Origin of the sequence: Streptomyces sp. PsTaAH-124 (genome assembly GCF_000373685.1) — a bacterium.
Taxonomy (GTDB): Bacteria; Actinomycetota; Actinomycetes; order Streptomycetales; family Streptomycetaceae; genus Streptomyces; species Streptomyces andamanensis.
Map to the genome: position 1 here is coordinate 32,734 of NZ_KB892163.1, position 15,330 is coordinate 48,063.

The 15,330-nt window shown below is 68.9% G+C and carries 14 protein-coding genes; 7 read left to right on the forward strand and 7 right to left on the reverse strand.

The genetic code is table 11. From position 1 onward, the window contains the following. The first annotated feature begins 153 nt into the window (after window positions 1-153). The gene (locus tag B086_RS0109745; RefSeq protein ID WP_026252266.1) at window positions 154-1,599 is read left to right on the forward strand and encodes a CCA tRNA nucleotidyltransferase; all 1,446 of its coding nucleotides are present in this window, start codon (window positions 154-156) and stop codon (window positions 1,597-1,599) included. 114 nt (window positions 1,600-1,713) lie between these two features. Here B086_RS0109745 and B086_RS0109750 read toward each other — a convergent pair whose 3' ends face one another. From B086_RS0109750 to B086_RS0109765, 4 genes are all read right to left on the reverse strand, one after another. Further along, a complete protein-coding gene (locus tag B086_RS0109750; RefSeq protein WP_018566230.1) occupies window positions 1,714-2,223 on the reverse strand; it encodes an LppU/SCO3897 family protein in 510 nt (169 codons plus the stop codon). A 127-nt stretch (window positions 2,224-2,350) separates the two neighbouring features. Next, complete coding sequence (locus tag B086_RS0109755) at window positions 2,351-3,613, reverse strand: MFS transporter (RefSeq protein ID WP_018566231.1); 1,263 nt, start codon at window positions 3,611-3,613, stop codon at window positions 2,351-2,353. A 108-nt stretch (window positions 3,614-3,721) separates the two neighbouring features. After that, complete coding sequence (locus B086_RS0109760) at window positions 3,722-4,804, reverse strand: inositol-3-phosphate synthase (RefSeq protein ID WP_026252267.1); 1,083 nt, start codon at window positions 4,802-4,804, stop codon at window positions 3,722-3,724. Window positions 4,805-4,847: 43 nt separating this feature from the next. Continuing rightward, on the reverse strand, window positions 4,848-5,531 hold the full coding sequence (locus B086_RS0109765; protein ID WP_018566233.1) for a PadR family transcriptional regulator: 684 nt from the start codon (window positions 5,529-5,531) through the stop codon (window positions 4,848-4,850). 399 nt (window positions 5,532-5,930) lie between these two features. Between B086_RS0109765 and B086_RS0109770 the strand changes: the two genes are divergently transcribed. Both B086_RS0109770 and B086_RS39670 read left to right on the forward strand, forming a co-directional pair. After that, window positions 5,931-8,663 (forward strand): transglycosylase domain-containing protein, encoded by a 2,733-nt coding sequence (locus tag B086_RS0109770; protein ID WP_018566234.1) that lies wholly within the window; start codon window positions 5,931-5,933, stop codon window positions 8,661-8,663. A 150-nt stretch (window positions 8,664-8,813) separates the two neighbouring features. Further along, window positions 8,814-10,361: a glycosyltransferase family 87 protein gene (locus tag B086_RS39670; protein WP_078531048.1), complete on the forward strand. Its 1,548-nt coding sequence runs from the start codon at window positions 8,814-8,816 to the stop codon at window positions 10,359-10,361. Window positions 10,362-10,455: 94 nt separating this feature from the next. On the opposite strand, the gene B086_RS0109780 is transcribed toward B086_RS39670, so the two are convergent. The 3 genes from B086_RS0109780 to B086_RS0109790 form a co-directional block, all read right to left on the reverse strand. Then, window positions 10,456-11,487: an alanine racemase gene (locus tag B086_RS0109780; RefSeq protein WP_018566236.1), complete on the reverse strand. Its 1,032-nt coding sequence runs from the start codon at window positions 11,485-11,487 to the stop codon at window positions 10,456-10,458. A gap of 94 nt (window positions 11,488-11,581) precedes the next feature. Next, entirely contained in the window at window positions 11,582-12,703 is a 1,122-nt protein-coding gene (gene femX / locus B086_RS0109785; protein WP_018566237.1) for a peptidoglycan bridge formation glycyltransferase FemX, read from the reverse strand. A gap of 209 nt (window positions 12,704-12,912) precedes the next feature. Then, window positions 12,913-13,236 carry a hypothetical protein gene (locus tag B086_RS0109790; RefSeq protein WP_018566238.1) on the reverse strand — a complete coding sequence of 108 codons (324 nt, stop codon included), beginning with the start codon at window positions 13,234-13,236 and terminating at the stop codon, window positions 12,913-12,915. A 296-nt stretch (window positions 13,237-13,532) separates the two neighbouring features. Here B086_RS0109790 and rpsF point away from each other — a divergent pair, with 296 nt between their 5' ends. The 4 genes from rpsF to rplI all read left to right on the forward strand — a co-directional run bounded on the left by rpsF (window position 13,533) and on the right by rplI (window position 15,276). Further along, window positions 13,533-13,823 (forward strand): 30S ribosomal protein S6, encoded by a 291-nt coding sequence (rpsF, locus tag B086_RS0109795; protein ID WP_018566239.1) that lies wholly within the window; start codon window positions 13,533-13,535, stop codon window positions 13,821-13,823. Window positions 13,824-13,897: 74 nt separating this feature from the next. Then, a complete protein-coding gene (locus B086_RS0109800) occupies window positions 13,898-14,494 on the forward strand; it encodes a single-stranded DNA-binding protein (RefSeq protein ID WP_018566240.1) in 597 nt (198 codons plus the stop codon). An 80-nt stretch (window positions 14,495-14,574) separates the two neighbouring features. Further along, window positions 14,575-14,811, forward strand: a complete 237-nt coding sequence (gene rpsR, locus B086_RS0109805) for a 30S ribosomal protein S18 (RefSeq protein WP_003949403.1) — start codon at window positions 14,575-14,577, stop codon at window positions 14,809-14,811. Window positions 14,812-14,829: 18 nt separating this feature from the next. Next, window positions 14,830-15,276: a 50S ribosomal protein L9 gene (gene rplI, locus B086_RS0109810; protein WP_018566241.1), complete on the forward strand. Its 447-nt coding sequence runs from the start codon at window positions 14,830-14,832 to the stop codon at window positions 15,274-15,276. Window positions 15,277-15,330: the final 54 nt, after the last annotated feature.

The following is a 15,330-nucleotide window of genomic DNA, read 5'->3' on the forward strand; positions in this document are numbered from 1 at the left end:
GGAAGCCGGGGCGCGCCCTGGATATCCGCGTATCCGGGGATGCCGTTCGTTACATCACGATGGGACGGTCTTGAACGGGTAAGCAAGGGGGCGTCCCCGTGCGCGCACCGGAACGACGCGGCCGGGCCGCCTGGGCACGTACCCTCTTCTGTTGTGCCGAACGCCAACGATGACACTCCCCCTGCCCTGAGCCAGGTGCAGCAGCGCGCGGTCAGCGAGCTGCTGCGGGTGGCCCCTGTCGCCGACGACCTCGCGCGCCGTTTCCAGGAGGCGGGGTTCTCGCTCGCTCTGGTCGGCGGGTCCGTCCGTGACGCGCTGCTCGGCCGGCTCGGCAACGACCTGGACTTCACGACGGACGCGCGTCCCGAGGACGTACTGAAGATCGTGCGGCCCTGGGCGGACGCCGTGTGGGAGGTCGGGATCGCCTTCGGCACGGTCGGTGCGCAGAAGGACGGCTATCAGATCGAGGTGACGACCTACCGGTCCGAGGCGTACGACCGCACCTCGCGCAAGCCCGAGGTGGCGTACGGCGACTCCATCGAGGAGGACCTGGTCCGTCGGGACTTCACCGTGAACGCCATGGCCGTCGCGCTGCCGGAGAAGAGGTTCATCGACCCGCACGGCGGCCTGGAGGATCTGGCGGAGCGAGTGCTGCGCACCCCCGGCACCCCGGAGGAGTCCTTCTCGGACGATCCGCTGCGGATGATGCGGGCCGCGCGCTTCGCCGCGCAGCTCGACTTCGAGGTCGCCCCCGAGGTCGTCACGGCGATGAAGGAGATGGCCGGGCGCATCGAGATCGTCTCCGCCGAGCGGGTACGGGACGAGCTGAACAAGCTGATCCTCTCCACCCGTCCGCGCAAGGGCCTGACTCTGCTCGTCGACACCGGGCTGGCCGACCGGGTGCTGCCCGAGCTGCCCGCCCTCCGGCTGGAGCGGGACGAGCACCACCGGCACAAGGACGTCTACGACCACTCGCTGATCGTTCTGGAGCAGGCGATCGACCTGGAGGAGGCGGGTCCCGACCTCACCCTCCGCCTGGCCGCCCTGCTGCACGACATCGGCAAGCCCCGTACGCGTCGCTTCGAGAAGGACGGCCGGGTCTCCTTCCACCACCACGAGGTGGTCGGCGCGAAGATGACCAAGAAGCGCATGACCGCCCTGAAGTACTCCAACGAGCTGGTGAAGGACGTCTCGCACCTGGTCGAGCTGCATCTGCGCTTCCACGGTTACGGCACCGGCGAGTGGACGGATTCGGCGGTCCGCCGCTATGTCCGCGACGCCGGTCCGCTACTCGACCGCCTGCACAAGCTGACCCGGTCCGACTGCACCACCCGGAACAAGCGCAAGGCGCTCGCGCTGTCCCGTGCGTACGACGGTCTGGAGGAGCGCATCGCCCAGCTCCAGGAGAAGGAGGAGCTGGACTCCATCCGCCCGGACCTCGACGGCAACCAGATCATGGAGATCCTCGGTGTCCCGCCCGGTCCCGCGATCGGCCGCGCCTACAAGCACATGCTGGAGCTGCGCCTGGAGCACGGCCCGATGGAGCACGATGCCGCTGTGGCGGCCCTTCGGGAGTGGTGGGCCCAGCAGGAAGGCTGACAGTGCGGAGGCCGTGTTTCACGTGAAACATGACCTCCGTGGCACCCGGCCATGACGAAGGGGCGGTGTTTCACGTGAAACACCGCCCCTTCGCCGTACTGCCGAGTCAGGGCGTTACTTGGCTTCCTTCAGGCAGAGCACCACATCGTGGCCGCCGCCGTACTGGACGTAGGAGATCGTCGCGTCGGTGACGGTCTTGCACTTATCCGTGTCGGTGGAGCCGTCGAACTTCTCGACCACCTTGTACTGGGCGTTGGCGGACGAGCAGTCGACCTCCTTGAGGTCGGCCTTGGTCATCGTTCCGTCGTTGTGCATGCACGAGCCCACCGAGGTGGTCTCCGCGTCGTCGCGGGTCAGGAACCAGCCCGCGCCGAACTTCAGGAGAGCGATGATGATGGCGACCACGATCACACCGATGATGCGGATGGCTTTCTTGCCCAGACGCTTGCCGGCCGGTGCGGGCGGCGGCACCGGCGCGCCCTGCTGCTGGGGGAAGGGGGCGTACGGCTGCTGCGGCGGGTAGGGCTGCTGCGGGACTCCCGGCTGACCGGGCTGCTGCCCCATGGGAGCGGTGGGGGCCTGGGCGTACGGGTTCTGGCCCTGGGGCGGCGGCGGAGTGGTCACTTGGGGGTCCCCCTAGAACATAGGCACGATGACGCGAACACGGCGTCGAAATAAGACGCACGTAAGCTACAGGCCCCCACTGACATCCCTGTACTTCCCAGGAGACTCTGTGTCTTTGATGTGACAGTCAGCGGTGTTCAAACCGGGCCATAGCCCCCGCAACCCCTCCGTAGATCACGGCAATCGTGATGACCAGGACCGTCGATCGGCCGTCCGGAGGCAGCATCAGCGCCGCGACGGCCGCCGCGCCGACGAAGGCGACATTGAACAGCACGTCGTAAACGGAAAAGATCCGGCCGCGGAAGCCGTCCTCGACACCGGACTGCACGACCGTGTCCGTGGCGATCTTCGCTCCCTGGGTGACGAGCCCGAGCACGAAGGCCGCGACCAGCAGCGGACCGGTGGCGAACGGCAGCCCGAGAGCGGGTTCCAGCACCGCGGCGGAACCGGCGCACACCGCGATCCAGCGCAGGGGGCCCAGCCGGCCGGCGGCCCAGGGAGTGACCAGCGCCGCGGCGAAGAACCCGGCCCCGGACGCGCCCAGCGCGAGACCGAGCAGGCGCAGCCCCTCGTCCGCGTGCGCGGACAGGCCGTAGCGGCACAGCATCAGCACCATGACCGTCAGCGCGCCGTAGCAGAACCGCATCAGCGCCATCGCGCCCAGAGCCTGAGCCGCCGCCCGGCGCGGCGGCGCGGCGAGGTGCCGTACACCGGCCAGCAGGCCCCGCGCGGTGCCGGTCAGCGCGGCACCCAGCCGGGGCGGCGCCGGGTCGCGGTCGGGGCCGAGGAGGTCGCGGGCCATCAGCAGGGACGTGAGGGCGGCGCACAGATAGAGGACGGCGCCCAGCAGCACCACGGCGGCGTCCGAGTCGGCCCCGGCCAGGCGCAGGGCGAAGGCGAGGCCGCCGCCCCCGAAGGCCGCGAGGGAGCCCGCGGTCGGCGACAGGGAGTTGGCGACGACCAGCCGCTCGGCGTCCACCACCCGCGGCAGCGCGGCGGACAGGCCCGACAGAACGAAGCGGTTGACGGCGGTGACGCACAGGGCGGAGGCGTAGAACAGCCAGTCGGCGGCGCCCGCCGCCATCAGCACGGCGGTGGCGGCGGCCAGCACCGCGCGGGCGAGATTGCCGTAGAGGAAGACCTGACGGCGCCGCCAGCGGTCCAGCAGCACACCGGCGAACGGGCCGACCAGGGAGTAGGGCAGCAGCAGCACCGCCATCGCCGAGGCGACGGCGGCGGCCGAGGCCTGGTGCTCGGGGGAGAAGACGACGTGGGCGGCGAGCGCGACCTGATAGACGCCGTCGGCACCCTGGGAGAGCAGCCGTATGGCGAGCAGCCGTCGGAAGCCCTGCTGGCGCAGCAGGACGCGCAGGTCACGGACGACGGCCATGGGGCACAGCCTCACATACGCGAGGGTCCCCGGGGCACAGACGGGAGGGTCCCCGGGGCGATCGCCTCGGGGACCCTCTCAGCCCTGGCAGGAGCGTTCAGCGTGACGTCAGCGCTCGACGTCGCCGCGGATGAACTTCTCGACGTTCTCGCGGGCCTCGTCGTCGAAGTACTGGACCGGCGGGGACTTCATGAAGTACGAGGACGCCGACAGGATCGGGCCGCCGACGCCGCGGTCCTTGGCGATCTTCGCGGCGCGCAGGGCGTCGATGATGACACCCGCGGAGTTCGGGGAGTCCCAGACCTCGAGCTTGTACTCCAGGTTCAGCGGGACGTCACCGAAGGCGCGGCCCTCGAGGCGGACGTAGGCCCACTTGCGGTCGTCCAGCCAGGCCACGTAGTCGGACGGGCCGATGTGGACGTTCTTCTCGCCGAGGTCCCGGTCGGGGATCTGCGAGGTGACGGCCTGCGTCTTGGAGATCTTCTTGGACTCCAGGCGCTCGCGCTCGAGCATGTTCTTGAAGTCCATGTTGCCGCCGACGTTCAGCTGCATCGTGCGGTCCAGGACGACGCCCCGGTCCTCGAACAGCTTCGCCATGACACGGTGCGTGATGGTGGCGCCGACCTGCGACTTGATGTCGTCACCGACGATCGGGACGCCCGCCTCGGTGAACTTGTCCGCCCACTCCTTGGTACCGGCGATGAAGACCGGGAGGGCGTTGACGAAGGCGACCTTGGCGTCGATGGCGCACTGGGCGTAGAACTTCGCCGCGTCCTCGGAGCCGACCGGCAGGTAGCAGACGAGGACGTCGACCTGCTTGTCCTTGAGGACCTGGACCACGTCGACCGGAGCCTCGGCGGACTCCTCGATGGTCTGGCGGTAGTACTTGCCGAGGCCGTCGAGGGTGTGGCCGCGCTGCACCGTCACACCGGCGGAGGGCACGTCGCAGATCTTGATGGTGTTGTTCTCGGAGGCGCCGATGGCGTCCGAGAGGTCCAGACCGACCTTCTTCGCGTCTACGTCGAAGGCGGCCACGAACTCGACGTCACGCACGTGGTAGTCGCCGAACTGCACGTGCATGAGGCCCGGGACCTTGGCCGCCGGGTCGGCGTCCTTGTAGTACTCGACGCCCTGCACCAGCGATGCGGCGCAGTTGCCCACACCGACGATGGCTACGCGAACCGAACCCATTCCGGTTGCTCCCTGTGTGTACTGGTGAAGCCCCGACGGGACCTCACGTGGCGGTGTCGCCGGGCGTATCCGGCCGGGAAGGATCCCCGGTCCGGGGCAGGCCGCCCGTCGCTCCATTGGTGGTGTCCTGCTGAGCGGTCCCCCCGTCGGCGGAACCCTTGAGGTCCCGCCCGGCCCGCTCACTCTCGATGAGCTCGTTCAGCCAGCGCACTTCGCGCTCCACGGACTCCATCCCGTGGCGCTGGAGCTCAAGGGTGTAGTCGTCGAGGCGCTCCCTGGTGCGCGCGAGGGAGGCGCGCATCTTCTCCAGACGCTCCTCCAGCCGGCTGCGGCGGCCCTCGAGCACGCGCATGCGCACATCGCGCGAGGTCTGCCCGAAGAAGGCGAAGCGCGCGGCGAAGTGCTCGTCGTCGTACGCGTCGGGGCCGGTCTGGGAGAGCAGCTCCTCGAAGTGCTCCTTACCTTCTGCCGTCAACCGGTAGACGATCTTCGCGCGGCGCCCGGCGAGCGGGGCGGCGAGGGCGTCCTCGGTGGTGTTCCCCGGTTCCTCGGTCAACCAGCCGTTGGCGACCAGCGTCTTGAGGCAGGGATACAGCGTCCCGTAACTGAACGCACGGAACACACCCAGCGACGTATTGAGCCGTTTGCGCAGCTCATAGCCGTGCATCGGGGACTCGCGGAGCAGGCCGAGTACGGCGAACTCAAGGATTCCGGAACGCCGGCCCATCGTCGCCTCCTCTCTGCCGCGACCCGGTGCCGGCTCATGCCGTACCGGGTGCCGTGACGGTCTTTATGTCGCACTGATGTATCGACTCGATACATCCAGACGATAGAACGACCCCGCGTGTGCGACAAGGGGGGACAGGGTGAACGGGATCACATCACTGTTTCGTTGCAGCCAAGTTGCCTGGTTTGGGGTGAACTTCGGGACCCGGTGGGTTTTGGCGGTGCGTAGTCTGTCCGCCATGCACGACACCGGGAACCTGGCGACGCATGGGGACGTCCTTGTCCCTGGTGCAGTACGGGTGGAGGCGCGACCGGCCACATCCGTACGTTCGGGGGGACCGGAAACCAGCCGCTGTTTCCAGGCGCGCACGGGTGCGCCTGCCCGAGGAGTAATCGTTCGATGAGCGAGCACCGTCGCAAACCGCCGCAGCCGCAGGGAGGCGGACGTGCCGCGGCCCGACGCGGCCAGTCCGGCTCGTCCTCCGGCCGCCGCGCGGCCCCGCGAGGCGCCAACGGATCTTCAGCCGACTCCGATGGGTCCACCTCCGGGTCCACGTCCCACGGGTCGGGCTCGTACGGCGCGGCACAGGAGGGGCGTCCCTACGGTGGCCGGGCCGAGGCCCGCCGGGCGGCGCAGCGCGGCGGCCGGCGGCGCGGAGGCGGGCCCGGCGGCCCCACCGGGCCCGGACGCGGCCAGGGCCGGACGGCTCCGCCCGCCAAGAAGCGGTTCATCGACTATCCGCGCGCGGGCAAGTACGGCTGGCGGCGCTGGATGCCGTCCTGGAAGCTGGTCACGGGGCTGTTCATCGGCTTCGTCGGCAGCCTGGTGGCGGTGGCCGGCATCGGGTACGCGATGGTGAGCGTCCCGAACATCCAGGAGACCGCGACCGCCCAGAACAACGTGTACTACTGGGCCGACGGCAGCGAGATGGTCCGGACGGGCGGCGAGATCAACCGCCAGATCCTGAACAACTCGGACATCCCCAAGAACATGCGCAACGCGGTCATCTCGCAGGAGAACAAGACCTTCGAGACCGACAGCGGCATCGACCCCAAGGGCATCACGCGCGCGCTGCTCAACATGGCCCGGGGTCAGCAGACCCAGGGCGGGTCCACCATCACCCAGCAGTACGTCAAGAACGCGATGCTGAACGACCAGTCGCAGACGATCTCCCGCAAGTTCAAGGAGATCTTCGTGTCGGTCAAGGTCGGGACCAAGGTGCCCAAGGACCAGATCATGGCGGGGTACCTCAACTCCTCCTACTACGGTCGCGGGGCCTACGGGCTCCAGGCGGCGTCCCGGGCGTACTTCAACAAGGACGCCAAGGACCTGGACGCCGGCGAGTGCGCCTTCCTGGCGGCGGTGCTCAAGGGCGCCACGTACTACGACCCGGCCGGCTCGACGTCCATCGACCCGTCGGCGACGCCCCAGGCCAACACCAAGCGCGTCATGAACCAGATGCAGGACACGCTCAACAAGATGGTCGAGTACGGGCATCTGAGCGCCGCGGAGCGGGACAAGTACCGGTCGCTCCCCAAGTGGCAGAGCCCCCGGTCGAACACCCGGCTGAGCGGCCAGGTCGGCTATCTCGTCGACCTCGCCAAGGCCTACGTGATCAACAACACCGGCATCACCGCGGACAAGCTCCAGCAGGGCGGCTACCAGATCCACACGACCTTCGAGAAGGACAAGGTCGACAAGCTGAAGACCGCGGTGGAGAAGGTCCAGAAGAACAACATCGACCCCAAGAAGCGTCCGAAGTACGACACGCACGTGCAGTTCGGCGGCGCCTCGGTGGACTCCAAGACGGGGGCCATCAAGGCGATCTACGGCGGTGAGGACTGGACCAAGCACTTCACCGACAACGCGGACGCCACCGGTGCCCAGGTCGGTTCGACGTTCAAGCCGTTCGTGCTGGCGGCGGCCATGCGTGACGGTGTCCGTGATCCGGACGGGGGCGAGAACCAGGGGGCGGACGAACGCACCCTCGTCTCCCCCAAGAGCCGCTTCAGCGGCAAGAACAAGCTCAAGATCAAGAAGTACGACGGGACCGTCTGGAAGAACGAGAAGGGCGAGGAGTGGCTCCAGACGAACGACGACAACGAGTCGGTCGGTACCGCGCCCAACTACATGATCGACCTGCGTGAGGCGATGCGGCAGTCGGTCAACACCGCCTTCGTGCAGCTCGGTATGGACGTCGGCCTGGACAAGGTCAAGGACGCGGCGCTGGACGCGGGCCTGAAGAAGGACAGCCTGACCGGTACCACCTTCCCGTCGTTCTCCATCGGTATCTCCGACCCGAGCGCGATCCGCATGGCGGGCGCCTACGCGACGTTCGCCACCAGCGGGAAGCAGAACGAACCGTTCTCCGTCACGAAGATCGAGAACCAGGACGGGTCGGTCTACGAGCACAAGAGCGCGGCCAAGCAGGCCTTCGACGCCAACGTCGCCGACAACGTCACCGATGTCCTGAAGACCGTGGTCGAGAAGGGCACCGGTACCAACGCCCAGCTGCCCGGACGGGAAGTGGCGGGCAAGACCGGTACCACCGACGGCAACAAGTCGGCCTGGTTCGTCGGCTACACCCCGCAGCTGTCCACCGCGATCAGCATGTTCCGGCTGGACGACAACGAGAAGAACAAGTCGCGCACGTTCCTGGAGATGTACCACACCGGTGGCCAGGACAAGATCCACGGTTCCTCGTTCCCGTCCGAGATCTGGCACGACTACATGATGGAAGCGCTCAAGGGCCAGTCCCCGGAGAAGTTCCCGACGCCCGAGCCCATCGGTGAGATCGTCAACGCCGCGCCCAGCCCGACGCCGACTCCCACGGCCACCCAGACCGAGGAGAACAGTCCGTCCCCGTCGACCACTCCCAGCAAGCCGGAGAACAGCCCGGTCGCGCCGCCGCCTCCGCCGTCGCCCAGCCAGACGCACTGCAATTTCTGGGGCTGTGACGACAACGGTGGGCAGAACGGCAACAACGGGGCCAACGGCGGCAATGGCGCCAACGGCGGCAACGGCGGCAACGGAGGTGATGGCGGCGACGATGGCGGACCCGGTGGCGGGGGCGATGCGAACGGAGGCACCGGAACCTCACCGTCGCCCACGAAGTCGTCGTGGTGGCCGTAGAGACGGCGACACAGCGGCTGGGGCCGCCTCGTCGCCGCCGTCGGCCATGAGCCGGGGCGTCGCTCCGCCGGACCGTTTCACGTGAAACACGGGCCGCCGCATCCACCGGGTGCGGCGGCCCACGGCGTTTTCACCGACGCGTACGGCAGGATGTGCGGCATGCCCAGTGCTGAATCGACGCAAGCGAGCGTGCACGAGCCCGGCCCGGTCCGGCCGACCGAGGAGGACGAGGTCGCCGCGGCCGGCAGTGAGCTGATCGGCGGTCCTGTCGGGCGGTACGCGCTGCTCGGGACGTCCTGGTGGACCCCGGTGCGGGTGATCGCCCTGGTCGCGATCGGCATGTTCGCCCTCGGCCTGGTCCAGAAGGCGCCGTGCTACCACAGCGCCTGGTTCTTCGGAGCGAGTTCGCAGTACACGAAGGCCTGCTATTCGGACATCCCGCATCTCTACCAGGGACGCGGATTCGCCGACGGGCTCGTGCCGTACTTCGACAAACTCACCGGGGACATGCCCTACCTCGAGTACCCGGTACTGACCGGTGTGTTCATGGAGGTGGCCTCCTGGCTGACCCCGCACAGCGGCAGCATCCAGCACCAGGAGCGCTGGTACTGGATGGTCAACGCCGGGATGCTCATGGCGTGCGCGGCCGTCATCGCGGTCTGTGTGACCCGGACGCACGCCCGGCGCCCGTGGGACGGCCTGCTGGTCGCCCTGGCGCCGGCCCTGGCCCTGACCGCCACGATCAACTGGGACCTGCTGGCGGTCGCCCTGACGGCCGCGGCGATGCTGATGTGGGCGCGCGAGCGTCCCGTCGCCTTCGGTGTCCTGCTCGGGCTCGCCACGGCCGCCAAGCTCTATCCCGCGCTGCTGCTCGGTCCGCTGCTGGTCCTGTGCTGGCGGGCCGGCCGGTGGAGCGAGTTCGGCAAGGCGCTCGCGGGCGCGGTCGTCGCCTGGCTGGTCGTCAATCTGCCGGTGATGGCCTTCGCCGGTGACGGCTGGTGGCAGTTCTACCGGTTCAGCCATGACCGGGGCGTCGACTTCGGATCCTTCTGGCTGATCTGGGCCCAGAACTCGACCGACCCGCCCAGCACCGACTTCGTGAACACCGTGGCCACGCTGCTGGTGGTGGTGTGCTCCCTCGGCATCGCGGCCCTCGCGCTCATGGCCCCGCGCCGGCCGCGGTTCGCCCAGCTCGCCTTCCTGATCGTGGCGGTCTTCATCCTCACCAACAAGGTCTACTCACCGCAGTACGTCCTGTGGCTGATCCCGCTGGCCGTGCTCGCCCGCCCGAAATGGCGCGACTTCCTGATCTGGCAGGCGTGCGAGGTGGCGTACTTCCTCGGGATCTGGCTGTACCTCGCGTACACGACCAGCGGAGACGCCCACAAGGGACTGCCGACCGACGGCTACCACTGGGCGATCGCCGTCCACCTGGCGGGGACGCTGTACCTGTGCGCGGTCGTCGTGCGCGACATCCTCGTGCCGGACCGCGACGTGGTGCGCCGGTCCGGGGACGACGATCCCTCGGGCGGTGTGCTCGACGGGGCCGAGGACGTCTTCGTGCTGGGAGCCGCGGCCCGCCCGGCCCGGCACATGGCCTGCTACGAGGACACCGAGGCCGAGGCCGAGGAGGAGTGGGCCGGTGGCCCCGCGGAGTACCGCGAAGCACCGGAGCACCCGGAAGGGCGTTCGCTCTGAGCGAACGCCGCTGATGAGGCTGATGGCGCCATGGACGAGGCCCTGCCCGGGGACCACCGGACAGGGCCTCATCCACGCGTGACGGCGACCGGGCTCAGCGGTCCACGATCCGGTCGAACTGCGTGGTGGTGTGCCGCAGATGGGCGACGAGTTCGTCGCCGACCGTCGGTTCCGGCGCGTCCGAGGGCACGAACAGGATCGAGACCTGCATGTGCGGCGGCTCGGCGAACCAGCGCTGCTTGCCGCCCCAGACGAACGGCGAGAGGTTCCGGTTCACGGTGGCGAGGCCGGCCCGTGCGACGCCCTTGGCGCGCGGCATGACGCCGTGCAGCGCCTTGGGCGCCTCCAGACCCACGCCGTGCGACGTACCGCCCGCCACGACCACCAGGAAGCCGTCGGAGGCCACCTTCTGCTGGCGGTAGCCGAAGCGGTCGCCCTTGGCCACGCGCGTCACGTCCAGGACCGCGCCGCGGTACTGGGTGGCCTCGTGGTCGCCCAGCCACAGCCGGGTGCCGATCCGGGCGCGGAAGCGGGTCTGCGGGAACTGCTGCTGGAGCCGGGCGAGTTCGTCGGCCTTCAGATGGCTGACGAACATGGTGTGCAGCGGAAGCCGGGCCGCGCGCAGCCGGTCCATCCAGCCGATGACCTCCTCGACGGCGTCCGAGCCGTCCGTCCGGTCCAGCGGCAGATGGATGGCGAAGCCCTCCAGGCGGACGTTCTCGATGGCGGCGTGCAGCTGCGGCAGCTCCTGCTCGCTGACACCGTGCCGCTTCATCGAGGACATCACCTCGATCACGACGCGGGCTCCGACGAGGCCGTAGACGCCGTCGATGGAGGACACCGAGCGGATCACCCGGTCGGGCAGCGGCACGGGCTCCTCGCCGCGCCGGTAGGGCGTCAGCACCAGCAGGTCGCCGCCGAACCAGTCCTTGATCCGGGCGGCCTCGTACGTCGTGCCGACGGCGAGGATGTCCGAGCCGAGCCGGGTGGCCTCCTCGGCCAGGCGCTCGTGCCCGAAGCCGTAGCCGTTGCCCTTGCAGACCGGGACCAGTCCGGGGAACTGCTCCTGCACGTGCTTGTGATGCGCCCGCCAGCGCGCGGTGTCGACGTAGAGCGTGAGCGCCATGGCCGGACCTGGGGCCTTTCTCGTGGCTGGGGTGTGGTGAGGTGGGGCAGAGAGGTGGTGGGGACCACCGGCGCCGTCGGAGCGGAGCGCGGGGTCAGCGTCGCGACATGTAGATGTCGAGCGCCTTGTGGAGCAGCTTGTTCAGCGGGAAGTCCCACTCGCCGAGGTACTCGGCCGCCTGGCCGCCGGTGCCGACCTTGAACTGGATCAGGCCGAAGAGGTGGTCGGTCTCGTCCAGCGAGTCGGAGATGCCGCGCAGGTCGTAGACCGTGGCGCCGAGCGCGTAGGCGTCGCGCAGCATCCGCCACTGCATCGCGTTCGAGGGCCGGACCTCACGGCCGATGTTGTCCGAGGCGCCGTAGGAGTACCAGACGTGCCCGCCGACGATGAGCATCGTCGCCGCGGCCAGGTTCACCCCGTTGTGCCGGGCGAAGTACAGCCGCATGCGGTTGGGGTCCTCGGTGTTGAGGGCGGACCACATGCGCTGGAAGTACGACAGCGGCCGGGGCCGGAAGTGGTCGCGCACGGCCGTGATCTCGTACAGCCGCTGCCACTCCTCCAGCTCGTGGTAGCCGCCCTGGACGACCTCGACGCCGGCCTTCTCGGCCTTCTTGATGTTGCGGCGCCACAGCTGGTTGAAGTTCTTGTGGACCTCTTCCAGGGAGCGGTTGGCCAGCGGCACCTGGAAGACGTAGCGGGGCTGGACGTCCCCGAAGCCGGCGCCGCCGTCCTCGCCCTGCTGCCAGCCCATGCGGCGCAGCTTGTCGGCGACCTCGAAGGCGCGGGGCTCGATGAAGTCGGCCTCCAGATCGCGCAGCCGCTTGACGTCCGCGTCCTGGATGCCCTTCTTGATGCTCTCGGAGTTCCAGCGCCGGATGATCACCGGCGGACCCATCTTGACCGAGAAGGCGCCCTGCCGCTTCAGATGGGCCAGCATCGGCTGGAGCCAGTCGTCGAGGTTGGGCGCGAACCAGTTGATGACCGGGCCCTCGGGCAGATAGGCGAGGTAGCGCTTGATCTTGGGCAGCTGGCGGTACAGCACGAGCCCGGCGCCGACCATGTACCCCGTACGCTCGTCGAACCAGCCGAGGCTCTCGGAGCGCCACTCCGCCTTGACGTCGGCCCAGGCCGGGACCTGCATGTGACTCGCCGCCGGCAGGCTCTGGATGTAGGCCAGATGCTGCTCTCGACTGATGGTCCTCAGGGTCAGGCTCATTCGGGGCGCTCCTCGGGCTGGCGTGTCCCCATGGGTTCAGGGGCTCCGGCTCTCGCGCCGAAGCCTACTGCGCCAGGGGAGCGCGCAGACTGGCCGCACACCACCTTCGCCCCGGCCTGTCGCCCGGGGCGGCAGCGGCGCACGGCGCGCGGACGGCGCCCGCGGGGTGCGGCGGACGCCGTCCGTGATCCGGCCGGCCCGGTGCGGTGTCAGCTGATGACGCCGCCGAAGAGGCCGCCGTGGGCCATGCCGAGGAAGAACCCGATCGCCGAGGCGCCGAGACCGAGGATGAGGCCGAAGCGTTCGCGCGTGGTCACCGAGATCCACTGGCCGTACGCGCCGGTGAGGATGCCCACCAGCCCGGCCCAGGAGCTCACCAGATGCAGGCTGTGGAAGAGGAGGCCGGTGATGAAGGCGAGGACGCCCAGCACCAGGGTCGTCGCGAGCAGCGCGTCCTGGAGCGGGTGGGACTTGCCGTCCGTGGCGAGGAGGCCGTTGTTCGCGGCGGTGTTCGGTCGCATCGTCTGTGCCATGGGGCACCTCCTGCGAGAGGCAGCGCTTCGTAGCGCCGTGTACACCCGAGGTGTCCAGATTGCCGGGTTCTGTGCCCGGATTTCAACCGGAAGCCGGGTGCGGGTAGTCTGTACCGTCTGCACTTGTGTCTGCCCGGCCCGCGCACGGGACAACCCGAGGACGGCCCGGAGAATCCGCCGGTCCGGCCCCGTTGTCAGTGCCGGCTGTTTTACTGGCACACACGATTGCGTACGCATCACAACCCTCCTGCCACGGAACGACCGTGGCCGCTGAGTCCGAAGGAGGTGGGTTCCACATGCGTCACTACGAGGTGATGGTCATCCTCGACCCCGATGTCGAGGAGCGCGCTGTCTCCCCGCTGATCGAGAACTTCCTTTCTGTCGTCCGTGACGGCGGCGGAAAGGTCGAGAAGATCGACACCTGGGGCCGTCGCCGTCTCGCGTACGAGATCAAGAAGAAGCCCGAGGGCATCTACTCGGTCATCGACCTGCAGGCCGAGCCTGCGGTCGTCAAGGAGCTCGACCGCCAGATGAACCTGAACGAGTCGGTCCTCCGGACCAAGGTCCTCCGCCCCGAGACCCACTGAGCCCCGGCTCAGCGTTCTCGGGATCCGAGTAGCAGCACCAGCAGCCAGCAGCAAACCCGCCGAGAGGTACCCCCATGGCAGGCGAGACCGTCATCACGGTCGTCGGCAATCTCGTCGACGACCCCGAGCTGCGCTTCACCCCCTCCGGTGCGGCGGTCGCGAAGTTCCGCGTCGCGTCCACGCCCCGCACCTTCGACCGCCAGACGAACGAGTGGAAGGACGGCGAGAGCCTCTTCCTGACCTGCTCGGTCTGGCGTCAGGCGGCGGAGAACGTCGCGGAGTCGCTCCAGCGAGGCATGCGCGTCATCGTGCAGGGCCGGCTGAAGCAGCGGTCCTACGAGGACCGTGAGGGCGTCAAGCGCACGGTCTACGAGCTGGACGTCGAGGAAGTCGGCGCGAGCCTGCGCAACGCCACGGCCAAGGTCACCAAGACCAGCGGCCGCGGTGGTGGCCAGGGCGGTTACGGCGGCGGTGGCGGTGGCGGCCAGGGTGGCGGCGGCTGGGGCGGCGGCCCCGGCGGCGGCCAGCAGGGCGGTGGCGGCGCTCCCGCCGACGACCCGTGGGCGACCGGCGCTCCTGCCGGTGGCAACCAGGGTGGCGGCGGCTGGGGCGGCGGTTCCGGCTCCGGCTCCGGCGGCGGTGGCGGCTACTCGGACGAGCCCCCCTTCTAGGTCTGTGCACCGGGTCCCCGGACCCGGCCGGACCGAGGGTGGGCCGTACCCACACTTCTTGATCACACAGGAGAAACACCATGGCGAAGCCGCCTGTGCGCAAGCCTAAGAAGAAGGTCTGCGCTTTCTGCAAGGACAAGGTCACGTACGTGGACTACAAGGACACGAACATGCTGCGGAAGTTCATTTCCGACCGCGGCAAGATCCGTGCCCGCCGCGTGACCGGCAACTGCACGCAGCACCAGCGTGACGTCGCCACGGCCGTCAAGAACAGCCGTGAGATGGCGCTGCTGCCCTACACCTCCACCGCGCGATAAGGGAAGGGTGAGCCATTCATGAAGATCATCCTGACCCATGAGGTCACCGGCCTCGGTGCCGCGGGCGACGTCGTCGACGTCAAGGACGGTTACGCTCGCAACTACCTGATCCCGCGGAAGTTCGCGATCCGCTGGACCAAGGGTGGCGAGAAGGACGTCGAGCAGATTCGTCGTGCTCGCAAGATCCACGAGATCCAGACCATCGAGCAGGCCAACCAGATCAAGGCCCAGCTCGAGGGTGTGAAGGTCCGTCTGGCCGTCCGCTCCGGCGACGCCGGTCGTCTCTTCGGTTCCGTCACCCCGGCCGACGTCGCTTCGGCGATCAAGGCCGCCGGTGGTCCCGAGGTCGACAAGCGCCGCATCGAGCTGGGCGCGCCGATCAAGACCCTGGGCGCCCACGCGACGTCCGTGCGTCTGCACCCCGAGGTGGCCGCCAAGGTCAGCATCGAGGTCGTCGCGGCCTGATCGCCGTGCTCGGCTGAACACAGCTGAGAGAGGGGCCGCACCCGGCAGGGTGCG